The 21,725-nt window shown below is 49.4% G+C and carries 26 protein-coding genes and 1 riboswitch; of the genes, 9 read left to right on the top strand and 17 right to left on the bottom strand.

Features of this window, described 5'->3' with window-relative positions; genetic code table 11:
- Nucleotides 1-79: 79 nt before the first annotated feature.
- Nucleotides 80-1,663 (bottom strand): toxin TcdB middle/N-terminal domain-containing protein, encoded by a 1,584-nt coding sequence (locus tag PHU49_04390; protein MDD5243234.1) that lies wholly within the window; start codon nucleotides 1,661-1,663, stop codon nucleotides 80-82.
- 135 nt (nucleotides 1,664-1,798) lie between these two features.
- The gene (locus tag PHU49_04395; GenBank protein MDD5243235.1) at nucleotides 1,799-3,136 is read right to left on the bottom strand and encodes a SpvB/TcaC N-terminal domain-containing protein; all 1,338 of its coding nucleotides are present in this window, start codon (nucleotides 3,134-3,136) and stop codon (nucleotides 1,799-1,801) included.
- Nucleotides 3,137-3,471: 335 nt separating this feature from the next.
- On the opposite strand from PHU49_04395, the gene PHU49_04400 reads away from it, so the two are divergent.
- Genes PHU49_04400 through PHU49_04420 form a run of 5 tightly spaced genes read left to right on the top strand, consistent with a single transcriptional unit; the run spans nucleotide 3,472 to nucleotide 7,180 of the window.
- Nucleotides 3,472-4,086, top strand: coding sequence for a hypothetical protein (locus PHU49_04400; GenBank protein MDD5243236.1), 615 nt, complete (start codon nucleotides 3,472-3,474; stop codon nucleotides 4,084-4,086).
- Entirely contained in the window at nucleotides 4,067-5,194 is a 1,128-nt protein-coding gene (locus tag PHU49_04405; GenBank protein MDD5243237.1) for a TraU family protein, read from the top strand. The genes PHU49_04400 and PHU49_04405 overlap by 20 nt, the downstream gene beginning before the upstream one ends.
- A 40-nt stretch (nucleotides 5,195-5,234) precedes the next feature.
- On the top strand, nucleotides 5,235-6,356 hold the full coding sequence (locus PHU49_04410) for a type-F conjugative transfer system pilin assembly protein TrbC (protein ID MDD5243238.1): 1,122 nt from the start codon (nucleotides 5,235-5,237) through the stop codon (nucleotides 6,354-6,356).
- Nucleotides 6,337-6,714, top strand: coding sequence for a hypothetical protein (locus tag PHU49_04415; GenBank protein ID MDD5243239.1), 378 nt, complete (start codon nucleotides 6,337-6,339; stop codon nucleotides 6,712-6,714). The genes PHU49_04410 and PHU49_04415 overlap by 20 nt, the downstream gene beginning before the upstream one ends.
- A complete protein-coding gene (locus PHU49_04420; GenBank protein MDD5243240.1) occupies nucleotides 6,692-7,180 on the top strand; it encodes a S26 family signal peptidase in 489 nt (162 codons plus the stop codon). Before PHU49_04415 ends, PHU49_04420 begins: the two co-directional genes overlap by 23 nt.
- On the opposite strand, the gene PHU49_04425 is transcribed toward PHU49_04420, so the two are convergent.
- Entirely contained in the window at nucleotides 7,165-7,317 is a 153-nt protein-coding gene (locus tag PHU49_04425) for a hypothetical protein (GenBank protein ID MDD5243241.1), read from the bottom strand. The two genes, PHU49_04420 and PHU49_04425, sit on opposite strands and share 16 nt — an antisense overlap.
- Before the next feature lie 2 nt (nucleotides 7,318-7,319).
- Here PHU49_04425 and PHU49_04430 point away from each other — a divergent pair, with 2 nt between their 5' ends.
- Nucleotides 7,320-8,141: a conjugal transfer protein TraF gene (locus PHU49_04430; protein ID MDD5243242.1), complete on the top strand. Its 822-nt coding sequence runs from the start codon at nucleotides 7,320-7,322 to the stop codon at nucleotides 8,139-8,141.
- A gap of 174 nt (nucleotides 8,142-8,315) precedes the next feature.
- On the opposite strand, the gene PHU49_04435 is transcribed toward PHU49_04430, so the two are convergent.
- The 3 genes from PHU49_04435 to PHU49_04445 form a co-directional block, all read right to left on the bottom strand.
- Nucleotides 8,316-9,206, bottom strand: a complete 891-nt coding sequence (locus PHU49_04435) for a DMT family transporter (protein MDD5243243.1) — start codon at nucleotides 9,204-9,206, stop codon at nucleotides 8,316-8,318.
- 424 nt (nucleotides 9,207-9,630) lie between these two features.
- Nucleotides 9,631-10,230, bottom strand: a complete 600-nt coding sequence (locus tag PHU49_04440) for a lactate utilization protein (protein ID MDD5243244.1) — start codon at nucleotides 10,228-10,230, stop codon at nucleotides 9,631-9,633.
- Nucleotides 10,227-10,358, bottom strand: a complete 132-nt coding sequence (locus tag PHU49_04445) for a hypothetical protein (GenBank protein MDD5243245.1) — start codon at nucleotides 10,356-10,358, stop codon at nucleotides 10,227-10,229. Before PHU49_04445 ends, PHU49_04440 begins: the two co-directional genes overlap by 4 nt.
- A 284-nt stretch (nucleotides 10,359-10,642) precedes the next feature.
- Here PHU49_04445 and PHU49_04450 point away from each other — a divergent pair, with 284 nt between their 5' ends.
- Together PHU49_04450 and PHU49_04455 are read left to right on the top strand one after the other, a co-directional pair.
- Nucleotides 10,643-11,449 (top strand): type IV toxin-antitoxin system AbiEi family antitoxin, encoded by an 807-nt coding sequence (locus tag PHU49_04450; protein MDD5243246.1) that lies wholly within the window; start codon nucleotides 10,643-10,645, stop codon nucleotides 11,447-11,449.
- Complete coding sequence (locus PHU49_04455) at nucleotides 11,446-12,246, top strand: nucleotidyl transferase AbiEii/AbiGii toxin family protein (GenBank protein MDD5243247.1); 801 nt, start codon at nucleotides 11,446-11,448, stop codon at nucleotides 12,244-12,246. The genes PHU49_04450 and PHU49_04455 overlap by 4 nt, the downstream gene beginning before the upstream one ends.
- A 298-nt stretch (nucleotides 12,247-12,544) precedes the next feature.
- On the opposite strand, the gene PHU49_04460 is transcribed toward PHU49_04455, so the two are convergent.
- Nucleotides 12,545-12,790, bottom strand: coding sequence for a hypothetical protein (locus PHU49_04460; GenBank protein MDD5243248.1), 246 nt, complete (start codon nucleotides 12,788-12,790; stop codon nucleotides 12,545-12,547).
- 329 nt (nucleotides 12,791-13,119) lie between these two features.
- On the opposite strand from PHU49_04460, the gene PHU49_04465 reads away from it, so the two are divergent.
- On the top strand, nucleotides 13,120-14,313 hold the full coding sequence (locus PHU49_04465) for an MFS transporter (GenBank protein ID MDD5243249.1): 1,194 nt from the start codon (nucleotides 13,120-13,122) through the stop codon (nucleotides 14,311-14,313).
- Between the two features lie 175 nt (nucleotides 14,314-14,488).
- Here PHU49_04465 and PHU49_04470 read toward each other — a convergent pair whose 3' ends face one another.
- The 10 genes from PHU49_04470 to PHU49_04515 form a co-directional block, all read right to left on the bottom strand.
- Nucleotides 14,489-15,247, bottom strand: a complete 759-nt coding sequence (locus PHU49_04470) for an ADP-ribosylglycohydrolase family protein (protein MDD5243250.1) — start codon at nucleotides 15,245-15,247, stop codon at nucleotides 14,489-14,491.
- Nucleotides 15,248-15,252: 5 nt separating this feature from the next.
- Complete coding sequence (locus tag PHU49_04475) at nucleotides 15,253-15,456, bottom strand: hypothetical protein (protein ID MDD5243251.1); 204 nt, start codon at nucleotides 15,454-15,456, stop codon at nucleotides 15,253-15,255.
- 89 nt (nucleotides 15,457-15,545) lie between these two features.
- Nucleotides 15,546-15,761 carry a hypothetical protein gene (locus PHU49_04480; protein ID MDD5243252.1) on the bottom strand — a complete coding sequence of 72 codons (216 nt, stop codon included), beginning with the start codon at nucleotides 15,759-15,761 and terminating at the stop codon, nucleotides 15,546-15,548.
- Between the two features lie 81 nt (nucleotides 15,762-15,842).
- Nucleotides 15,843-16,181 carry a hypothetical protein gene (locus tag PHU49_04485; GenBank protein MDD5243253.1) on the bottom strand — a complete coding sequence of 113 codons (339 nt, stop codon included), beginning with the start codon at nucleotides 16,179-16,181 and terminating at the stop codon, nucleotides 15,843-15,845.
- A complete protein-coding gene (locus PHU49_04490; GenBank protein ID MDD5243254.1) occupies nucleotides 16,171-17,283 on the bottom strand; it encodes a tetratricopeptide repeat protein in 1,113 nt (370 codons plus the stop codon). The genes PHU49_04485 and PHU49_04490 overlap by 11 nt, the downstream gene beginning before the upstream one ends.
- An 80-nt stretch (nucleotides 17,284-17,363) precedes the next feature.
- A riboswitch (SAM-I-IV-variant riboswitch) is annotated at nucleotides 17,364-17,480 on the bottom strand.
- A 352-nt stretch (nucleotides 17,481-17,832) separates the two neighbouring features.
- Nucleotides 17,833-18,405 (bottom strand): hypothetical protein, encoded by a 573-nt coding sequence (locus PHU49_04495; GenBank protein ID MDD5243255.1) that lies wholly within the window; start codon nucleotides 18,403-18,405, stop codon nucleotides 17,833-17,835.
- Between the two features lie 292 nt (nucleotides 18,406-18,697).
- Complete coding sequence (locus PHU49_04500) at nucleotides 18,698-19,174, bottom strand: HEPN domain-containing protein (protein MDD5243256.1); 477 nt, start codon at nucleotides 19,172-19,174, stop codon at nucleotides 18,698-18,700.
- On the bottom strand, nucleotides 19,149-19,724 hold the full coding sequence (locus tag PHU49_04505) for a nucleotidyltransferase domain-containing protein (GenBank protein MDD5243257.1): 576 nt from the start codon (nucleotides 19,722-19,724) through the stop codon (nucleotides 19,149-19,151). The genes PHU49_04500 and PHU49_04505 overlap by 26 nt, the downstream gene beginning before the upstream one ends.
- Before the next feature lie 281 nt (nucleotides 19,725-20,005).
- Complete coding sequence (locus PHU49_04510) at nucleotides 20,006-20,548, bottom strand: hypothetical protein (GenBank protein ID MDD5243258.1); 543 nt, start codon at nucleotides 20,546-20,548, stop codon at nucleotides 20,006-20,008.
- A gap of 359 nt (nucleotides 20,549-20,907) precedes the next feature.
- A complete protein-coding gene (locus PHU49_04515) occupies nucleotides 20,908-21,327 on the bottom strand; it encodes a hypothetical protein (GenBank protein MDD5243259.1) in 420 nt (139 codons plus the stop codon).
- Nucleotides 21,328-21,725 lie beyond the last annotated feature (398 nt).

A 21,725-nucleotide genomic window follows, 5' to 3' on the forward strand; every position in this document is an offset into this window, starting at 1 on the left:
AGCATAACACCATCCAGTGACAGTGAGATAGGGCAACCTGGTTTTAGCATGGAGGATATACCTGTCCTAAACCGTTGTTCTATAAAGAAAGAGGTTTGGGAAATGGATTATCTTGGACAGCAGTGGGAGAGGCCCCTCCGGTGATGTGCTCTTTCTTCTCCACGAACTGAGCAGTAGGGTTGCCTAAGTTCGCGTAGAGATACGTCGTGTATCCCCCGTCAGGACGATCCTCCCGTATCAGCCTCCCGAAGACATCGTACTGGGAGGTAATGGCATAGCCTGTGCCGTAGAGGTGGGGAGGGGTAAGGGAGAGGAGCTTGCCGGTGCCGGGGTTATAGACGGTCCTTGTTACGTGGCTTACGGCGTTTACCGTCTCATAGACGAAGGTCTTCGTGGCGTCGTAGGTATAGGTGGTGGTATGGTTCAGGGAATCGGTGACAGAGGAGAGGTTGCCTTCGGTGGCGTACTGGTAAGTGACAACGGAGTTCTGGGTGGGGTTACTGCTGATACACGTTGAAGCGGGGGTGTCGCTCTTGCAGACCTCTTCAGTCAGGAGGTTCCCGGTGGTGGAATGGTAGGTCATCCATTTGGCGCTTTTTATGTTCCCCGAGTGATCCTTGACCTTCACCTCTGTCGGCTTGCTTATGATCCAGGGGGTGGTGTAGTTCGTATAGGTGAAGGAGGTGTCCACGTCCTCGTCCTCGGTTGCGCCGCTCTTATACTCACGGATAACGTTCAGGTAGGTATGATTGTAGACATAGTCGATGGAGTAGGTATAGGGGGCATAGCCGCTATCGGTGGCGGTTGATTGCACGGTCTGGAGGTAGGGATACGTGACGCCGCCTGCCATGGTCCCGATCAACCAAGTGTTGTTCACCTGCCTCGTGTGTCCCTCGAAGGAGGTGGTGCGCTCCACCTCGATGGAACCTTTTACGGTGAGGTCCTGGTGGTACCAGGTCTCTGTCACCGATTCATAGGTGGAGGCGTCCCGCATCTGGTAGGAGGCGGCGTACCGGAAGCCCATGAACTCCCGCTCGATGGGATCGAACAATCCTCCGGTGTAGGCATACTTCGTGGTATACGACTGCCCCCTGCCGTCGCTGTGCGTTATCTGCGAGACGGTCCAGACGATAAAGGGCAGGTAGGTGTTCTGGTAAGAGGAGGAAGGGGTGTAGGTGAGGGAGGTGGTGCCGCCGATGCCGTTTGTGATGGACACGAGGAGGTCGCCGCCGGAGTCAGCGAACTTGACCTTCCGGTTACCGGTGGTCGTATAGTAATTGATATCGGTCCTGCCGTCTCCGTTGAAATCGCCATAGTCCCAATAACCCGGATCCGAGCTATATCTGTCAGGTACGTTGAACCGGGGTCCGTCGGTAAAGGTGCCGTCGCCGTTGCTGAACTTGACCTTCCAGCTTCCGTCAGAAGGTGTGGCGTAGTAAATGATGTCCGTCCTGCCGTCTCCGTTAAAATCACCATACGTCCAGAATGATGAGGACCAGCTGTATATGTCGGGCACGGAAAATGGCGGTCCGTCGGTGAAGGTGCCGTCGCCGTTGCTGAACTTTATCTTTCGATAGCCGCTGGACGTGTAGTAGCAGATGTCCGTCATGCCGTCTCCGTTAAAGTCACCATACCACCAGTAACCTGAATCCCAGCTGTATATGTCAGGGACAAGGAACCGGGGTTTGTCGGTGAAGGTGCCGTCGCCGTTGGAGATCTTTACCTTCCTGCTCGTGTCGGACGGCGTGGGGTAGTAGTTGATGTCGGTCTTCCCGTCGCCGTCAAAGTCTCCGTACCACTAGTACGATTGGGACCAGCTGTATATGTCGGGGACGGAAAAAGGCGGCTTGTCATCGTACGTGCCGTCGCCCTTGCTGAGCTTGATCTTGCGGTAGCCGCTGGACGTGTAGTAGCAGACATCCGTCCTGCCGTCTCCGTTAAAGTCGCCGTACCACCAGTACGACGGATCCCAACTGTATATATCCTGGACGACGATCTCGCTGCCGTCATAGAACGAATTGGTTTTTTGCTCATCCCACCCAAGCGTCACAGATGGGAGGGCATCTCCCGCAGTGATCGTTCCTGATGCATCGAGCGTAGTATTGCTCCCGAAGAGCGTTACCGTCTTGAGGAGCGACCGCCAGGTGCTTGCGCTTGTCACATAGGTGAGGCGGTACGCCCTGACCATGGCGCCACTCGATCTCACCTCGATCGTCTTCAGCCTCTTTGCGGTCTTTACCTGATAGTTGGTGGTAAACATGACCGGGACATCCGTCCGCGGCTCAAGGTAGAACTTCACGTAGTTCGTCTGACTTAAGCCTGCGGCGGTATTGCCCGCATAGTCGATCCTGTCAGGATAGATCTCCCCCTGGTCCTTTGTATAGGAGACGGTCATGTAGTTGCCGTTCGTGTCGATGACCTTGTCGAGGCACCACTTGAAGATTTTCGCGCCGCTTGTAAAGTCCTGCCGGGAAGCGGCAGTTGTCCCATAGTAGTACCTCGTCCCGTCCTTTGAGGTCACCTCCCATCCGCCGGTTGCGGTATTGTAATAGTATTTGGAAAGCGTCCCTTCTATCCGTGCCCCGTAGTAGTTCGTGCCCCAGTCGGCCCGGGGGACGAGCTCTGCGGAAGAGCCGTTGATCGCCGCCACGTAGTTGTTCGTGGAATAGCTCACTCCCCGCTTTGTTGACCGCTGGATCGCGCCCAGGTCGATCATCCATCCCATCCCGATCCACCCGCTGCCCTGCTGGCTGCTATAGGTGAGGGCAAGCTGGGGAGCAACACCTTTTCTTCCCGGAGGGACCTCGATGGGTATCTTCGCCGTTGCTGCCCCGGCAAACCGGGAGACGTTGATCGAAGGGGAGAGGGCGCCTGCAATACCGTCCCCGGCTCCTCCCGGGACCGACATCATCATCGCCCGTGGAGGGGCTTTTGCTTCTGCCTCGTCGGTCCTTTCAACGGCTTCTTGTGCAGCAGGCTGTTGTGCCTTTGACTGTTCGGCAGCATAGGCGGAGGACACAAATAGATCTGCTGCGAGGGAAAGGCAAGACCCTGCATGGGGCGTGGAAAAGAGTGAAAATACGACGATCAGAAACCAAGTAAAACGGCGAAAACCTCTTGATTTGAAAGAATGCATGCTGAACTCCTTTCAATGGGAACAAAAAGAGGCATCAAAGAGAACTTCTGCTATTTTTTACGTGTGCGGACAGGAGATATTTTCTATGCCCCCTTGAGCATACAACCCTTGAAATCTTATTATCAAAACCAGGGATTTTTTGTCAAGGTTTTTTTTGAGGAATTAATCGCGCTCCACCGGTTGATGCTTCCCACGGCTGAAAAGGCAGCGACCTTTGCTGGCGTTCTCCACGCCTGAAAGACGAGAGTTCCTGTCAACACCATACTTGCAGCGCATTATGACGCCCGCATCTCATCTTTCTCCATTTCCCGGCTTTTCTGGTAATACAACTCTATATGATAGCTGGAGCACTTGTCACGGCGCTCATTGTTTCCCTGTCGCTATGCGTTCCCGCAGCCGCCAGGGATCTCGGTGTTGTGGGAAATACCTACCCTGTAGCAGAGCCCGACGCACTCCAGGAGATCCGGGAAAAGGCTAAATCCATGGATCTGAAAAGGAGCAGGGCGAAGCTTGAAAGAAAGGCGAAAGACTTCAGACCTGAAAACCTTCCCGTTCTGAAAACAGCTACCGCCGACAGGTCCTTCACTGTTGACCTCACCTGGTCCCTCGGATTCGATATAACCGACGGCAAGGGCAGGATCGTCTATCCGAAGGGCTACACCTTCAACCCGCTGGACTACGTCAGGTACGCAAGGACGATAGTGGTGATAAACGGCGCGGACAAAAGGCAGGTCGGGTGGTTCGAGAACTCCGGATACTCAAGGGACATCAACACCCTGCTTCTCATAACGGACGGCTCATACCACCGCCTGGGACAGAAGCTGAGACGGCAGGTCTTCTACGCGAACAGCGCCATCGTTGAAAGGTTCGGCCTGAAGGCGGTCCCCTCGGTAATACAACAGAAAGGCTCCATGCTGGAGGTGAAGGAGATTGCGGTCACAAGGAATTAACGGTGCAGGGATCAGCGGTTTCGCTGCGATCAGCGGTTTCGCTGCGATTAGCGGTTTTACCACAAGGCGCTTTACCACGATTAGCGGCTCTGCCGCAAGGCGCTTTACCACGATTAGCGGTTCTATCGCAACTGTCATTATCGCTTACGTCCTGTTGCTTCTTTCCGCCGTTATGGCGGGGACCGCTTCCGCCGAATGCAGGGCCAGCTTTTTCAACCCGATTGCCGATGTCTGCTGGCACTGCGTCTTCCCCGTCAGGATAGGCGGCATAACCATGGTCGGCACGGACATAGACACCCCCTCGGACAATATCTCAAACCCCGTCTGCCTCTGCGGGACCACCCTGGGACTGACCGCCAGCCTGTGGGAACCGGCAAGGGTCGTTGAAACGGTGAAGGATCCCTACTGCTTCAACCTTATCGGTGTTCCCCTTTCCAATCCGTCGGAGGGGTTCCTCGCCGGCGGATACAGGCAGGACACTACCGCTCCGAACACCTTCCAGCAGGCCCACTGGTATCTCTTCCCCCTGTGGGCGATGCTCGACCTTTTCGTTGACATGCCCTGTACGGAAACCGGGGGGTTCGACATAGCGTACATGACCGAGATAGACCCAACGTGGAACGACGACGTCCTCGGCTTCATGCTCAACCCCGAGGCACTCCTGTTCGCCAACCCCGTAACCCAGCTTGCATGCATGGCCGACAGCATCGCATCGACCGTCGGCGTCCCCATAAGTCCCCTCTTCTGGTGCATGGGAAGCTGGGGGTCCGCGTACCCCCTTACTGGACACATCAACAACGACAGCTACGTCCAGGACAACGCCGCGCTCGCCGCGCGGATGATATACAAGATGTCCAGGGAGCTTCTCCTGTGGGACACGGGCCTCAACGAATGCGGCGCCGTGATGATGCCCATATGGGTTAAGGAAAACTACCGCATGCACATCATGAAGCCCGCGAGGGACCACACCTGCCACCCCGTGGGCAGGAGCGGCCTCATATGGGCGACGATGAAGAACCCTCCGGGTGGATCGTCGTCGAACGCGCCCGACAACTTCGACTGGATGCTGTTCAGAAAAAGGGTCTGCTGCGTAGGCTATTCGTTGTGACGGGCGGCGTTTGAAGTAATAAAACCTGGAGGAAACAGTCTTGAATATACTGAAGCCTTTTCTGCTGAAGCCTCTTTTGCTGAGACCTTTTCTGCTGAAGCCTCTTTTGCTGAGACCTTTTCTTATGGCCGTTGCGGTGTTCCTTGCCCTGCCCTCCTTCTGCCTCTCCGGGACGGTCTCCATCGTCGCGCCTGGTCCCTGCGCAAGACTGGACAGGGTTGAGGACGACAGGATATACCTCACGGAGGCGGAGGATGGCTGCGCTCATCCGTCAGGGTTGATAAAGGCACAGGTAAAGGACGGGATTAGTGAAGCGTCCGTGTACCTGAACGGGATCTTCCTGAAAAGGCAGAAGGTGGATGCCTTCGACATGGATGATGTCCTCAGGTTCAAGGCAAAGGCAAGTCAGGAGGAAAAGACCCTTGAAGTCCCCGGCAATATCCACAGGGAAAAGGCGGAATCGTTGGCGAAGGCGGAATCGTTGGCGAAGGATACCGACACCTTCTACGGTTCCAGCGAATTCCAGGCGAAGCTTGAGGCGGAGACCGCAAGGCTCAGGAAACGCCTCGGCGTTGAAGGGTACCACACAGGGCCTGAGAAAAAAACGCCCTGGTACAGCGACTACAGGGACCGGTCAAGACCTTCCCTCGAAAGCGATGAGCGGCTCTACATCTTCATATCATCCTCCATGCCGGTCCATGCCATCAGGAACTACACCGTCTCCGCCGGCAGGCTCCGGGACAAGAACATAGTCTTCGTCATGCGGGGGTTCATCAACGGCGCTAAATACATGGTGCCGACGATAAACTTCGTCGCCCAAGTCATGAAAAGGGACGAGTCCTGCGATCTCTCCACGGGCAAATGCGGGATGATGGGGATCAACGTCATGGTGGACCCCCTCCTGTTCGCGAAATACGGCATCGAGAGGGTCCCCTCCTTCGTCTACGCGAGGGGCGTGAAGGTGACGGACGCAGAGATGAGCGAGGGACTCGACGGGAACGCATCCGTATCCGGTTATTACAGGCTTTCCGGAGACGCGGGGCTGGACCACGTCCTGGAAAGGTTCCACGAAGAGACGGAAAGCGCCTCGATCAGGGGGCTTCTTTCCGCTTTGGGAAGGGGATTTTACAAGGAGAACACAGATGGGAACACAAACGACTGAAATCATTGAAACGGAACTACCGGCGGAAGCCTCGCCGGGGACACCAGGGGAACCTGAAAAATCAGGGAAACCCGGACTGGTAAGTCTTTTCGTTACCGTGGCGATCCTCAACCTTGTCCTGACCTCGGGGCTGCTCTACCTCTATGACGGGTACGTGGTACCCAGGGTGGTCGCCGTTGATATAAAAGGCTTCATAGAGAGACAGCGCGACCTTTATGTCTCAAAGAAGATAAACGACGAGCAGCTGAAGGCGAATCTCGACGCCATGGAGCACAGGATCAAATCCATGCCGAAGAACGTAGTCATGATAACCGCTGACGTTGTGGTGGGCGAACATGCAGAAACTGTTGAACCGTAAGGTCGTATATTCCCTGATCGCTGTGATGGTCGCCGCAGCAGCCGGCATGATGATTCCGGGAAGGATCTCCGTCACCCTGACCCCGTCCCTCGACAAGAGGGTGTTCTTCCTTTCGGAAGCGTCACGGGAAACAAGGATCGCACAGGGCGACTACGTGATGTTCATGCTGTCTACACCGTATATCGGGAACGGCAAGCCCCTGCGGACCATCAAAAGGGTCGGCTGCGCCGCTGGAGATGTTCTTTCGGTGAAGTGGGAAAAACATTACTACTGCAACGGCATGTATATGGGACAGGCGAAGGACAGAAGCAAAAAGGGGGAACCGGTGGAGGCCTTCCGCTTCAGCGGGAAGGTCCCGGATGGTGCGCTTTTCGTGGTAGGGGATTCGCCTGACAGCTATGATTCAAGATACTTTGGATTCCTGAGGAAGGAAGATGTCATCAAGATCGCTCATCCCGTTTTCTGAACTGTGGAGGGTTTTAAACCTTCGCTCTTGCCTTCGCTCTTGCCTTCGCTTTTGCTTTCTTCTTTGCCTGTCGCTTTGCCTTCTCCTTTGCCTGTCGCTTTGCCTTCAGCTTTGCTTTTCGCTTTGCCTTCCGGCATATGTGCTGGGCGCCGGGGAGACTGTATCCGCACAGCCTGAACAGAAGAAATACTACGACGACCTGAAGCGCGGGTGGTACTGGTATGAGAAGGCCCCTGAGAAACCGAAGGAAACAAAAGAGGAGAAAGTGGGAAAGGAAGAAAAGGCCCTGGCCCGGAAGCTCCCCAGCCTGAAGGACTACACGACCGGGGAGCTCTGGAACATGCACCCCGACGACTTCCGGAAGCTCCTTGATGACTTCCACAAGAAGGCCGTCATGAAGCCGACCGAAGAGAACATGTATGAGTACCTGGTGGTGTATGACATCGCGCGGAGGAAGGCCCTCGCCGTGACGAACGTCCAGATGGCCATGATGCAGAAGCACCCCGAGCTCAACGTGGGGAGCGATTACCCTGTTGCGGCGCCGGGCAGGAGCGCGTACATCCGTGAGACCGGCAGGGAGATTACGGACAGGATCGCAGGCGGGAGGCATGACTACGGGCTCGTCTATTTCTATGCGGATGCCTGCGGGTACTGCACGGAACAGGGCAACATACTGAAGTACTTCATCGACAGGTATGGGTGGGAGACGAAGAAGATCAACGTGAACGAAAGCCCCCGTGTGGCCTCGCGGTTCAACGTGGAGAACGTCCCCTCCCTCATGCTCATCTACAAGGAAAGTGACGATTATTTCCCCGTGTCGGCTGGCGTCGTATCCCTCAACGACATGGAGGAGAGGATATACCGCGGCATGAGGCTGCTTGCGGGGGAGACCACCATGGAGGATTACAGCATATATGACTTCCAGAAAGGCGGGGCGTTTGATACGGGGAGGTATAGATAAAGGGGCTGAACCATGTTGAAATGTAAAATCTGAAACATTACGGACAGTGGAAGAACGGGGCGAATTCAGTGTTACGTATATCACCTACGAGTCTTGCAACGAGTATACGGCGAGAGTCAACAATTACCGGTCGAAGTACGCAGCAGCATGTGAAATCAAGACTGAGCTGTTTTCCTAAGCCGGCTTTGGCCTGCGATTCGTCACATAGATGCCGACACTCACGAGAATGAGTCCAAGGATCAACCCCGTGGTCAACTGCTCTCGTAGCAAGATAGCACCCGCAGCCACACCGAATACGGGAGAAAGGAATGTGAAGATGGCAAGCTCAGATACGGGGTATACATGGATGAGCTTGAACCACACAAGATACGATGCGAAAGCGACAATCACGGAAGAATAGATCACCGCCGTTGTCACGGCGCCGCTTACGTTCAAGACCCATTTCGGCTCAAGAAAAAGTGCGCAGACAAAAGTCACCGGAACGGAGAAGACAAGCTGATACAGAAATGTATGGATGGGGTGGACCCGATCCGCCAGATATTTTTTTATGTACACGGTAGTAGCACCCCAGAACACGGCAGCCCCGAGCTGCAGAATGTCTCCGAAGAACATCGACGGGGTCCACGAGCTCGGCTTGCCCCGAAACACGAGGTACAGTCCGGCAAAGGCAAGGAGAAGACCTGCAATTTTCGTGAAGGTTAGTTTCTCCTTCAGGAAGAGGTAAGCACCGAGGACCACTACGAAAGGGGAACAGTTGACGAGGATTATAGCCCGGGCAGCATCTGTATACCGCATACCCCAATAAATGCAGACGAATTCCAGACCGAAGAGGAGACCTACTATGAATCCGTGAAAAAGGCGTATGTCCTTATGAAACAAGGGCTCTTTGATGGAGATGCAATAGACGATGCCAAAGGCCGAGGCGATTGCCGACCGGAGAAAGGAGTTGAAGACGGGTGAAAATCCCAGGTTAGCAATTTTGATTGCAGGGTAGTTCAACCCCCACAGCATGGTCAGAACAACCAGTATAAAAAAACCTTTAGTATCGAGATGGTCCTTAATCATCCCAGTAGCACCCCAGTAGTATAAATGAATATTCAGTCAGCATAATGTCAGTGTAGATTAGCACATACCAAAGATAGGGGTCAAGAACCTTTATCCTAAATAGATTCTTAAGACAGGTAACGTCTGATACGAGTAATGAATACAAATTCAGGATTCCTGTTGCCCGAACAATTAAACCTTGCCGAAGACATGTCGAAGACGGACAACATTGACTTACTTTCTCACAGGCACTGTGTGCCTAAAGGATTACTATGTATAAGTTAGTATAGTTGTCAAAGATGCGGTTTCGTGTGTTTCATGGTAGGAGGAAGGAAAGGGTGACCAGTGCACCTGCTACTAAATATAATGATGCTGTTGGAAGAACAAGCTATTAGCAAAGATGTTGGTGAATAAATCAGAGTAATCTCATCAGATATAAGTAATCCTAAAACGGCCAACTATACCGGTAATAATCATCTCTGATCCCGGCAATGCGCGTCTCATCCCATCCAGGGTCCCAGCCTAATCCCAGATCTTCGTTGATAAGAACCACAGAAATATCGGTGCTGAGGGGTTTCTTTTCAAGGATAAGGGTAATATTGCACAGTCTATCAGGGCTATTGCAATCATAGCATTTACCCTTTTCAGCACAGGGTGTTTTATACCCCTTTTGTTTCGCATGTGCCGGAGCCAAAACGTTTCTGATACGATCGATAGCTGCACTGACATCCTTTACAATCTTGTTCCGGCCGACTGCTAAAATCACTCTGGGTGCTGCATAAATTATACCGGCGACTCTGTTGCCGTTACGATCAATATTGACGATATTCCCGTCAACAGTAACGGCATTGGTGCCCGTGATAAATACATCGCTTGCGAAAGTCTTTCTCATCATGTTTATAAATTCTCTGCGTTTGTCTTGGTCTTTTTTTATCCCCTCGGTCATTTCAGGCACGAAAGGATTGATAATCTCATTGCCTCTCTGTGCAAGCGCCTCAAGAATACCTATTTGCCTCAGAGTTACAGAATCTGCGACACCTATCAATCCATTTTGCGGTTCATTTTAAGCATTATTTCTCGACCTTCAAGTTTGGTTTGCACAAAGTGCACATTAAAACCATTAGCCTTAAGGGACTTCATGGCAAGGGCTATTTCTTTAGGTATATTTTTCATAATGATCCTTCCTCTATAAATCGTTTACGGCACAGCCCTCCTGGCCTGCCCCCATTTATTGTACCACCTCCAAAGTTAGTTTCTCAACCAAATGGGTGTACCCCAAAAACTGTACATGCCATAATGTTAGTCTTCCGGCCTTTTAAGCCACCCGCCGATATCGTTTCCGGTGTCCCCGTGCCAAGTTGCTGGTCAATAGTATGGAAAGTTATTGTTTGCAAATAATGACGTTTTATGTCACAATCTGCAAATAATAGCTTAACTATGGAAAGCAGGTTATCCTAATGGTGCAACAGAAAGAGCCATCAGTCCTATCGAAGTGGGTAGACCTGAAGCAATCACAGGGAAAGTATTTCTTTACCAGTGAGGAGACTTACAGGGAGCTGAAGATTTCTGAGGCAGCATTCAGGAAATCCGTCTCCCGGCTTGCGATAAAAAATAGGATCGTTCGCGTTCATAATGATTTTTATATTGTAGTCCCCCTCGAATATGCAGCACGCGGGGTGCTCCCTCCGGAATGGTTCATCGACGATCTCATGCGCTATCTCGAACAACCATACTATGTCGGCCTTTTAAGCGCTGCCTCACTGTATGGCGCTGCTCACCAGCAGCCTCAGCAATACCAGGTGGTGACCGTCAGATCGCTGCGGGAAGCACGGTTGAAGGATCTTGCCATCAGGTTCTTTGTGAAAAAGAAGGTCTCCGCCACTTCTGTTCAACGGATAAAGGTACAGACCGGATACATTACCGTCTCTTCCCCTGAAGCAACCGCTATCGATCTCGTCCGCTATGCACGCGCTATTGGAGGGCTGGACACGGTGTTTTCAGTACTGCAAGAACTCGGGGAACGGTTGGAGCCGGAAAAGCTCGTCGAAGGCGTTCAGCAGGATGGGAATATTGCCAATGCCCAGCGATTGGGGTGGCTTCTGGATGAAGCCGGGTTTTCAAAGATCACCGGACCGCTCGGCAACTGGATTGCCGAGAAGAAACCTTTTCCTGCAAAACTTGAGGCGTCCCTGTCGGTTAAAGGGGCAAAAACTGACAGCAGGTGGAGGGTGATCGTCAATACGACAGTAGAGGGTGAATCGTGATCCCAAGGGCGGACATCGTTGCCTGGCGGCATATGGCGCCATGGGTAGCCGATGCACAGGTCGAGCAGGACCTGATTATAAGCAGGGTGCTCGTCACGCTCTATAAAGATCAATACCTTGCCGACAGACTCGCTTTCAGAGGCGGAACCGCGCTTCATAAGCTCTATTTCAGACCGTCAAGACGATACTCAGAGGACATCGACCTGGTGCAGGTTGTCCCGGAACCGATCGGGATAATCTTCGATACGGTGCAGAAGGTTGTCAATCCTTTTCTCGGGGCGCCAAGGCGGAAGCAGTCCGCAGATGCCGTGACGCTCATGTACAGGATAGAGTCTGAGGGTCCGCCCGTTATCCCTCTCCGAGTAAAAATAGAGATCAACACTCGTGAGCATTTTGCCGTATCGGGGTTGCAAAAGAGGCCTTTTGAGGTCCGCTCGCGATGGTTCAACGGCACATGCAACATTACTACCTTTTCCCTTGAGGAACTCCTTGCGACCAAACTGAGAGCGCTTTATCAACGAAGGAAAGGCAGGGACCTTTTTGACCTATGGCTGGGCATAACCGAAGGACAAGCAGACACGCAGGAGATCGTCCGCATCTTTACCCGATACATGGAACACGAGGGCAATTTGATCGACGGGAGAAGCCTGAAAGCAAACGTACTGGACAAGCTGAAGCATCCGGGATTTATCAATGATCTGAGGCCTCTTTTGCCGGCGAGCGTCGACTATAACCCGGAGAACGCCGGTTCTTTGATTCTGCAGGAAATTATTACAAGGATGCATAGCGGGGGATGAACGATGAATGCCAATTACAGGTGTGAATTGTCACCTTCAAGCGAATGGGGGGCACCCGAGAGGGAATGAATGATTATGGAGAGAAAGAGATTACTGCGTTTCCTTTCCCCCTATGAAGCAACTGTCGATCCATATTGCCAGCGAAGGGTCGCCTAACGCAGTTCAAGACGACAATGACCTGACGTGGTGACCTCCGCATTCACATTCCAGCAGCACGTGGCAGTTTTAAAAAAAACGTTGGGGGTAGTGCAGAAGATGGGGTCAAGCTTTTCTTCATAGGTTTTCCCAGAAGAATCTTTCACATAATAATGTCCGGAGATCTTGCTTGAGCATAGCCCCCGGGCAGTCTGCAGATTCCCGTCTCGCCACTCGCCACCTTCACCTTGCAGTCAACAGAATCAAAGTAGGTTAAGTCCTGCCCTTTGACAAAGATCTCAACATCTGCATGGCAGGAGTTCTTGACCTTTACTTCCCATGCCTCTCCCGAGGAGGAGTACACCACCAGAAGCGCCGCGGTTACCATAACGAGCAGAAGCCTTTTCATGGTGTCTTCCCCCTGTTTCTCATCTTTATTCCATTACGAATCTTGTCTGTGCCATACAAAATAGTATGCAGGTTGTAGAGGTTTTGCAAGGATATTGTTATTTCATGGTTCACGGTACCTGCCAACGATGGTGCAAGGGGTGTCAGCTTCTTTGGATGAAGGCGCCTCCGGTATTACAGGTTGTAATGAGGCAGCAAGAAGAGAAAAGGGGACTCATGGTAGGAGGAAGACATCAGTAAATTTTTCAGGAACAATTTCACAAAAGCGGTGGATAGCAATATTTCGGATAAGTTGACATCACCTTTTCGCTCGTGCGACATTAAAGCACCATGCGTGATGAAGGAAACATTCCTCAAAATACAATCTGGAAATTATTCACCCGGGATTTCATTCTCGTTTTTATTGCGTTCTTCGCTTTCGTATCGGCCAATCATGCCCTTATACCCGCTCTTCCGGTCTATCTCACAAAATTAGGCTCCAACGAAAGACAGGTCGGTGTCCTCGTTGGGGTTATGGGGGTAGCAGCTCTTGTTTCCAGGTTTTTTGTCGGAGGGGCACTGACAAGGTATTCGGAAAAAAGGGTTATGGTGGTTGGGGCACTACTCTTTGCGCTCACCTTCCTGGCCTCTATTATATTTCGCCCCTTTTGGCCCTTTTTACTAATACGGGTCTTTCAAGGAATTGCCTTTGCATCATTGCACACAGCCGCCTTCGCATATACGATCAACATCGTCCCGGTGGTTTATAGGGGCCAGGGCATCGCCTATTTCATGCTGGCACCAAGCCTCGCTATGGCATTTGCCGCTCCCTCTGGTATGTTTCTCGCCAACCGATACGGTTTCACGATTTTCTTCCTGACCTGCATCAGTCTGTCTTTGCTTTCTTTATTCCTCTCATGGAAGGTGAAAGAGCGGACATCAAGTATTACGCCCGAGCAGAACACCCCCGCTCGCAGCGGTTTTCTCTTTGAACGGAAAGTCGTTCCTCCTGGTATCACGAGTTTCATGCAAATGTTTGTTTTTGGAGCCCTCGCAGCTTTCGTTCCCTTGTATGCGCTTCAATGTGGGATAACCAACCCGGGACTTTTCTTTACCGCTAACGCTGTGGCGATCATCGTGGGACGAGCATTTGGAGGGGGAATACTCGACGCTTATAATAAAGAAAAGATGATTCTCCTCTTCATTTTTTTGTCTATGATAGCTATGATTATCCTTTCTTTTTCAAAAACTCTTCCCATGTTCATTTTTGTAGGACTACTCTATGGAGCGGGAGGCGCATTCTTTTTCCCTGCAGCAATGGCGTATGCCTTTGAATATGCAGGTTCTTCCAGTGGTTCTGCCGTGGGGACCTTTAACGCGTTCATGGATTTGGGTATGGCTCTTGGACCGGTAATCGCGGGCATTATCATTCCGTTTACAGGGTACCCGATAATGTTTCTCTGTTTGGCTCTGATATGTCTTGTAAACCTTTGCTATGTGCAATTCTATGTGAGAAAGAGAAATAATGCCATACCGTCGATTTGAAGCATCTTCCGCCCCGCAGGGTTACCGTTTCACTTGAAAAATATGAACTACCACATGAAAGCAATCATGCCCTAAGAATATTTACTTCTATTTGTTTCAGGAAAGAAATAATTATGGTCTGACCGGTTTATGGGGGAGGGAGGAGAAGGTAGCTATAATTGAATAGTTATAAAAATTATTCTATAAACATGTTTACGATGGATTTCTGCCGATCATCCAGCATCTTCAATACCTGTGAACTTATCTCTTCAGGAATACCCCCGTAGTAAGCCTCAGCCATGCCGCCTGTCATGCATGCAATGGTGTCTGAGTCACCTCCCAGAGAGACGGCAAAGCGTACGGCGCTTTCGAAATCTGTGCTCTCCAGGAAGGCGATGATCGCCTCCGGCACGGAGCCCTGGCAGCTCACATCGAACCTGTATTTCGGTCTTATGTACTCAACGGTCCTGTCAAGGTCATAGGAGAAAGCGCCGGCGATATAGTCCTTGATGTATTCCTTACTGCATCCCTTCCGTGCAAGGAATACTGAGGCCGCTATTGCCTGGGCACCCTTGATCCCCTCCGGGTGGTTATGGCTTGGCTCGGCGCTCTTTCTGGCTTCATCAAGGACCTCATCGAGGGTATTGAAGGCAAACCCTACGGGGCTCACCCGCATCGCCGAACCATTTGCCCAGCTTGACCTTGGCCTCATCTCCCTTGATGCCGCCCATTTCCTGAAGCCCGCACCATACCCCCTGTCCGGGTAAAGCTGATACCACCCCCTGAGCTTACTCCCGTAATCCGACCTTGTAAGGATGGCATCGGCAATAGCGACGGTAAGGACCGTATCGTCGGTGAAGCGGTTCCATGGGCCGAAGAGGGGGAAGTCCGTCCTCTTGATATTGTGCCCTTCATACACCGAACCGATGATATCGCCGGCTATTCCCCCTATCATTTTAATTAATCAGTCTCCTTTTTGGTTTCTTGTTTTATCCTCTTCACCTTCTCCGCAAGGCTCCTCGGGGGGTTGAATATTACCACTGGGCTCTTGTTCTCGGTGATACGGACGTTGACCCCTTTCTCCTTCCCCCATCTCCTGGTTTCTTCGTGTGCTTCGTCCAATATCTTCCGTACGTCTCTTTTGCCTGTTGATGTCTCTGGCATATTTTTGACCTCCTATCTCGCGCCCGTAATAGGCGATATATGGTGTTTATTTTTAGTAGCCTTCGCATAATCCAATGTAATTGTTCATTTCACATATACATCGGTACCTCAATAATACACTCCCCGGTATTATAGTAAAACGTGAATGTAGCCATCTTCGGATACTTATCTATGTTTTTCCTAATCTTCTCAATGCTCGCTTCGCCTTCCTTCCACGTTAAATTTGTCCCTGATGCCCGCATGATTATCTTGTACCGTTTCACTTCCCGCCATGCCCCTACAAAGCGAAACCGGTCACAGTCCATGATCACTCCTCCTTTTTCTTCTTTAATGAAGACCTCCCACTGTTCCGCCGCCGATAATCCTGCCGGTTATTCCCCCTATCATTACACTGCGGACGGCCTCATCCTCGCCGTAAAGTCCTTTATAGGCTTATCGAGTACATTGCCTGCCTCATCATATTCTATGGGCCAATAAATAGGATAACCGTCAACGTTAAAGACAACCGCTATCCTTGTCAGAAATGCCTCCACCGCTAACTTGGGCCCGGTCACATAAAGACATATACCCAACGGCAACCACCGCCCATTCTTCGATTCGGCATTAAAGTCCCACGACCGCAGCGTGACTTCAGGAAACTCCTTCACAAGTTCCTCGGCATACTCTGCCATTTCCCGTACCAGCGCCCTTTCTTCTTCTGTACCTTGCCATTTTTTATTTTCCATTGAGTACTTCACCCCCTAACCCCAACTCTCCTTGCCAATCAATCCCTTCTTTTCTCAAAAAGTCCTGTGCTTTTTTATGACCTAATATCGCAGCAACTTTGTAATCTTCAATCGCTTTTTTATCGTTGCCGATTTCTGCATAAGCGTGCCCGCGGTTGTTGTAATCTTTCGCAGATTCGGGGTTCAACGCTATGGACTTATCATAATACTTGATTGCCTGATGGTAGTTACCAAGTTGGGCATAAGCAGCCCCAATGTTGCAATAAACCGCTGCATATTCAGGGTCCAACTCTATAGTCTTACCATAATCACAAATTGCCTGCTGGTAGTCACCAAGCTGAGCGTAAGTAACCCCACGGTCATAATAAGCCAATGCAAACCGAGGGTTGAGCTCTATGGCTCTGCCAAAATCCTTAATTGCCTCTTGATGGTTGCCAAAGTTGCCATGGGCAAGCCCACGGTTGAAATAAGCTGCAGTATATTGAGGGTTGAGTTCTAATGCTTTGTCGTAATTCTCAATTGCCCGCTGGTAGTCGCCAAGGTTCCTATAGGCAACTCCACGATTGTTATAAACTACAACGCTTTCAGGTTTCAGCTCTATGGCTTTATCATAGTCACAAATTGCCCGCTGGGAGTCGCCTAAGCCATCATATACCATCCCTCGATTATTGTAGGCCGTTGCATATTCAGGGTTCAACTCTATGGCTTTGTCGTAATTCTCAATTGCCTGCTGGTAGTCGCCAATCTCATCGTAAGCAACTCCACGGCTATTATAGGCTTTCACATATTCGGGGTTCAACTCTATGGCTCTGCTAAAAGCCTCTATTGCATCCTCATATTCTGCATCTTTCAACAATTGTTGCCCCTTTGTATACCAGTCTTTTTCCGTTTCCAACTTCTCTTGATATGTACCCTCCTCCTTTTTTACCAGCAATGGGGACGGGTTGAACTGCACGGTTATGTGCTTGTTGGCATTGGGTCTCACCACTACCCCGTTCCCCCGCTCCCCCGCTTTTTTGAGCAGCTCGTCTAATGGAGTCTGCCCATGTCCATTGTTCCCCTCGTTCTGTTGCTCTTCTTTGGTTTTGTTGTTTTGTTCCATTTGAAACCTCCTCATTTGATAGTCATCAGGAGGGAACAAAAAAGCCGTCCACATTAGGACGGCTCAATTCGGCGAAGCTATGTCCAGAGATCTTTTTGGGATTTCTCCCACGCATCGGATGGCTCTCACCATCCAAGGCACCGCAGCTCTCTGTCGCTCGGTTGCCGAACCCTTTCGGGTTACTCCTAATGCTGTTTATATTGTAGACCCCATATGGCCTTGAGTCAAGAAAAATCTTTGGGAAGATCACCATCGATGATCATATGCTTTCTTCCCGGTGTGCTACTCTTAGACCCCTACCGAATTTTAAATACGTATGCATTTTTCATCCTTCTCTGAGAATTGGTTTTCATGCACCAAGAGGATCTGCTGGTAAGGCTGCTGTCTGAGAAATGCTTGGACGAGGGACTTTTTCTCCGGGTCGAGATAGTCGTAGGGTGTGTCGAACAACAGCGTCAACGAGAGGCGTTCCATGCGGATCCGCTGCATACCATGGTTATGCCTCAACCCAACACGCTTCTGCAGTACGAAGAATGAACTCCTGTCTGCTTAGCCGCTCTTCCAAGTCCTTCCAAAAGTCTTCAAACAAGTCTGACGTGCCTCCTTGAAACCCGCCTGCCATAGTCCAATGGCGAAGGGTGTCCATATAGTCGGCGTAGTAGCTGTCCCAGAACCGGCTAAAATCCTCTGTGAGCACGGCCCTGATGAACGTAATCGCAACCTTTCTGTTTTAAGGTCGATCTCTTTTATTTTTAATGCAAGATTCTCGTTCTTCTGGCTCAGGTACTCCCCGATCAAAAAGTCCACTATCTTTTTGTAAAAACCATCCCTCCCGCTATATTCTTCAGCAACATCACCCGCAGGGCTTGCCAGTATCGATTCAAGGGTAAAGCTTTCATCACCATTCTTTCCAATGGGTTTGTACAGGCTATCCTCCTTGTATTTTCTAATAAGATACTGTTTTATAGCCCTGTTCCTGATCTTCCTGACAATGGGAGCGATCTCCTCTAATGTTTGCGGATCACGTTCAAGTATTTCCAGCCAGGCCTGCTGAAAACCATCTTCGTGCTGCCCGAAGAAAGGCTGCAGATAGTTATTTATCTCCTGTTCGTTCAATCTCATGATAACTTCCTTTCCGGATAGATCCGATGAAGTGATTGCTTTTTCCCCTCCTGATATCGATGAGGTCATAACAATTGACATTTGAAGATGCAACCCCGCCCGATGTTTGGACAGGCTTACCGACAGGGCTGATCCCATGCTCGATGCATCCCCTTATACTACAATATGCTACGTATTCGACGCTGCCAAGGGAAGGAAAATTATTCTGTTATTAGTCGGATTACAATGCCTGATAGCAGAGGGTTCTCAAGATTTGTCAAATGTCAAGGGCTGATTCCGTTGACCCATGTCTTTAAAACTTAAAACGTCCTTGCGGATCTTCCCTCTTGACGTATTCCACTATCACATTGACGAAGGTTTCCGCAGAATGAAGGGCATTTTCAGCCTCTTTAAAAGATACCGAAATGTCAATTTCATAAGTGAACAGATTGCGTTTCCTGCGCATCCTGTCAAAGTGCCCGATGATCGTACCATATTCATCGCCGAGCACCTGGTGCACAAATTCCACTACCGTTTTATGCTGGTACCCGTCAGACGGCCTGAAACCTTTCAAGAGCATGAATGCCCTTCCCGCTCTCAACATAGCAAGATAGGCAACCGAATATGCTATTCCCTCATCGATCTTTAAGTTGGCTTTCGCTGTTTTCAGATCTTTTGTACTTCGGACAAGAAGTTTTTCAACATCTGCCGCAGATCCTTTCTGCTTCTGCATCAATCCCCTTGAAAGGTATTCGCTTACAAATTTATCGAAGGTCATCTTCTTTTCCATTCAGCATTATCTTCTTGTTGTCGATAAGGTCCTGGATAAACCCATCCTTGCTCTTCTTTTTCTTTTTGAATTCTCCCATTGTAAAAAGGGTATAATTGATCTCCCTTTTGATGGATCTCTCTATGGCATTGAGCTTCGCGATCAAATTGTCTTCATCGATGGACCCTATGATGCACAGATCCACATCGCTTGCTGCTTTCTCTTTGCCTTTCGCAAAAGAACCGTATATAAATGCAGCCGCTATACCCTCAATATCATCTATGGCGTCCTTTAAAAGCCCCTCTATGCCTATGGTCTTGTGCACAATGTTCTTCAGCTCTTCGAAGAGTGGGTATGCTTGATTCAACCGGTAAAACAGAAGGTTGCCCTTCTTCTCTGAAATAAACACCCCTTCTTCTTCAAGCCGCATGAGCTCTTTTCTGATAATGCTGACAGGGATATCGAATATTCTTTCGAGCTCGCGCAAATAATAAGAGCCTTCCGGATTGGTGAAATAGAGCTGAAAGAGCGCTTTCCGCGCCTTTGATCTGAACAATTTCGCTATATCCATTGTTGTAACCTTTTCGTATTACAATTGTAACCTTTTTATATTACAGTTTCAAATACTTTTTGAAACCTGCGGCAGGCGCAAGACGATTGACGAAAGTAAATATGTAAAAAACGTCCCCTCAGCCCAACAGAAGAAAACGCTTCCAGTAAGTCTAACACAGGAGCAGGGGGACGTTCTTCAATTGCTCAATAGCAAGAATGTGAAGTACCGAATTGAAATACTGAAGGACGTCCCCCACGGGTTCTTTACGCCATTAATGTTTCAGGATATTTAAAAAATGCTCATACTACAATGAATTTAACATTGTAGTTTTTCCATAAAGAATTTATGAGGGCTTTTTCTTTCTTTCCCGTGACAGAGCCTTCAATATCGTAGCCAGGCGTTGTGTCTACAAATAGATAGATTGTGAAGTTGAATTGCGTCGAATAGACAAGTGACTGACCAATTCCAGCCCGTATATCTTGGCCGGTATCCCCCGCTTTTAACTCTATGGCAATTCTGAGGCCCTTGTTAATCTCCAGTACGGCATCAGGATGGTGGTTTGTTTCGAAGACATTGAAGCTTGGAACTGTCGTAGTCCTTTTTTTCTCAAATTTAAAATCTTTCTCAACAATTTTTTCTACTTTTTTTTGCGAATAGTTGAAATGCTTTCCGAGAATATACGGGAGTTTCTTTTGCAAGTGAGCAAATAATGATGTTTGGATTTGGGCTTCGGTAAAGCTCTTTCTGCTAACAGTATCTGACAATATTTCTGTTTTTTTCAATGACGATACTATTGCATCTACCAATGAAGAACGTTTCTTTGTCTGCGCGGTTTTTTGCATATTCTCCTCTTTGTTAACGTCTAAAACAAACCGACGATGAAGCCGTCACGGATCATCGCCTTTTTTGCTATACGTTGTTCATTTAAATCTATATTAATGCAATACATTGAAATAGTAAAGAATATCAGTCTGATGGATTATGTTCTTAGCGGAAGGATTAAGCTTTAATAGAAAAAGGACATGAAAATGGACACAAAACATCTGATATGACAACGGGTGAACGCGATCTGCTCCTCGGTGAACTTCGATGTCTTCATGACAAAAACCTCCTTCTCTATTTTGCCAGAAAACTAACATTTTGTGGTGTACAATTTTTTGGGGGCAGGTTCTCTGTACTATATTCCGATAATTTGTTGGTTTCATTGATTAAGAGGCATACCTGAATTATTTAAAGGTATAGCAACTTTAATTTCTAAAAGATTATTCACTAGCATCCACCCTAAAGCTTGTAGATGGTCTCTTATAAAATCTTCTTCTATATTATTAATTTCTTCTAACATTTTTCTTGAGGTATACTCCTCAGGGTGTTCCATAGAATTTGATATAGTGTGTACATCATCTCGACTGAAACGAGGAGAAACGACCATTTTTATAACACCTTTATTTTTTAAAAATTCTGTTATACCACTTGCGGCGACCGCTAATGCTTTCGATGAAAAGAAACCAGCAAGACGACTATACTCAACAGATGCCCCGAGGACTGGTATATAAAATTCATGTAAGATATCGTGAGAATCAGATGAATAAGCTTTGCCTAGTTTTAATAATTTCAAACTCATAATTTAAACCTTCTATGATCAGCCCTGTCTGTCAAATCCAAAATATGTGTTTAATAGTGTATTTTTAGTCAGTATTGTATTTGGTATTTGGAGTTAGGTCTTTTATTGTCAATTTTCTGCTGCAAGAATTTTCCCCCACCAAGTTTGAGCTAAGAGCAAAGAGCGGAGAGCTGAGAGTAGCAAAAACACTCATAGCTCATGGCTCATAGTGATAGCAAAGAGTATGCAGTAGGCAGATAGAAGCGATTCCCAATTTATAACCCCACCATAGCCCTCTGTGCCAATATAAGTGAGACACTTTCTACCCAATAGTTTAGACTCTAAGGGCGGGAAGGAGAAAGCAAATGAAAGATAAAGATTCAATGACAGCAGAACTCAGGAAATCAGATATCAGAGCA

The sequence above is a fragment of the Syntrophorhabdaceae bacterium genome (assembly GCA_028713955.1).
Classification (GTDB): Bacteria; Desulfobacterota; Syntrophorhabdia; order Syntrophorhabdales; family Syntrophorhabdaceae; genus UBA5609.

Bases quoted from the DNA above. Each gene is read 5' to 3' on its own strand.
- PHU49_04465 (MDD5243249.1), top strand. From the start codon at position 13,120: ATGCGTGATGAAGGAAACATTCCTCAAAATACAATCTGGAAATTATTC.
- PHU49_04480 (MDD5243252.1), bottom strand. From the start codon at position 15,761: ATGGACTGTGACCGGTTTCGCTTTGTAGGGGCATGGCGGGAAGTGAAA.
- PHU49_04460 (MDD5243248.1), bottom strand. From the start codon at position 12,790: ATGAAAAGGCTTCTGCTCGTTATGGTAACCGCGGCGCTTCTGGTGGTG.
- PHU49_04420 (MDD5243240.1), top strand. From the start codon at position 6,692: ATGCAGAAACTGTTGAACCGTAAGGTCGTATATTCCCTGATCGCTGTG.
- PHU49_04510 (MDD5243258.1), bottom strand. From the start codon at position 20,548: ATGCAAAAAACCGCGCAGACAAAGAAACGTTCTTCATTGGTAGATGCA.
- PHU49_04505 (MDD5243257.1), bottom strand. From the start codon at position 19,724: ATGGATATAGCGAAATTGTTCAGATCAAAGGCGCGGAAAGCGCTCTTT.
- PHU49_04490 (MDD5243254.1), bottom strand. From the start codon at position 17,283: ATGGAACAAAACAACAAAACCAAAGAAGAGCAACAGAACGAGGGGAAC.
- PHU49_04415 (MDD5243239.1), top strand. From the start codon at position 6,337: ATGGGAACACAAACGACTGAAATCATTGAAACGGAACTACCGGCGGAA.
- PHU49_04475 (MDD5243251.1), bottom strand. From the start codon at position 15,456: ATGCCAGAGACATCAACAGGCAAAAGAGACGTACGGAAGATATTGGAC.
- PHU49_04500 (MDD5243256.1), bottom strand. From the start codon at position 19,174: ATGGAAAAGAAGATGACCTTCGATAAATTTGTAAGCGAATACCTTTCA.
- PHU49_04400 (MDD5243236.1), top strand. From the start codon at position 3,472: ATGATAGCTGGAGCACTTGTCACGGCGCTCATTGTTTCCCTGTCGCTA.
- PHU49_04425 (MDD5243241.1), bottom strand. From the start codon at position 7,317: ATGCCGGAAGGCAAAGCGAAAAGCAAAGCTGAAGGCAAAGCGACAGGC.
- PHU49_04450 (MDD5243246.1), top strand. From the start codon at position 10,643: ATGGTGCAACAGAAAGAGCCATCAGTCCTATCGAAGTGGGTAGACCTG.
- PHU49_04470 (MDD5243250.1), bottom strand. From the start codon at position 15,247: ATGATAGGGGGAATAGCCGGCGATATCATCGGTTCGGTGTATGAAGGG.
- PHU49_04435 (MDD5243243.1), bottom strand. From the start codon at position 9,206: ATGATTAAGGACCATCTCGATACTAAAGGTTTTTTTATACTGGTTGTT.
- PHU49_04445 (MDD5243245.1), bottom strand. From the start codon at position 10,358: ATGAAAAATATACCTAAAGAAATAGCCCTTGCCATGAAGTCCCTTAAG.
- PHU49_04485 (MDD5243253.1), bottom strand. From the start codon at position 16,181: ATGGAAAATAAAAAATGGCAAGGTACAGAAGAAGAAAGGGCGCTGGTA.
- PHU49_04495 (MDD5243255.1), bottom strand. From the start codon at position 18,405: ATGAGATTGAACGAACAGGAGATAAATAACTATCTGCAGCCTTTCTTC.
- PHU49_04515 (MDD5243259.1), bottom strand. From the start codon at position 21,327: ATGAGTTTGAAATTATTAAAACTAGGCAAAGCTTATTCATCTGATTCT.
- PHU49_04395 (MDD5243235.1), bottom strand. From the start codon at position 3,136: ATGCATTCTTTCAAATCAAGAGGTTTTCGCCGTTTTACTTGGTTTCTG.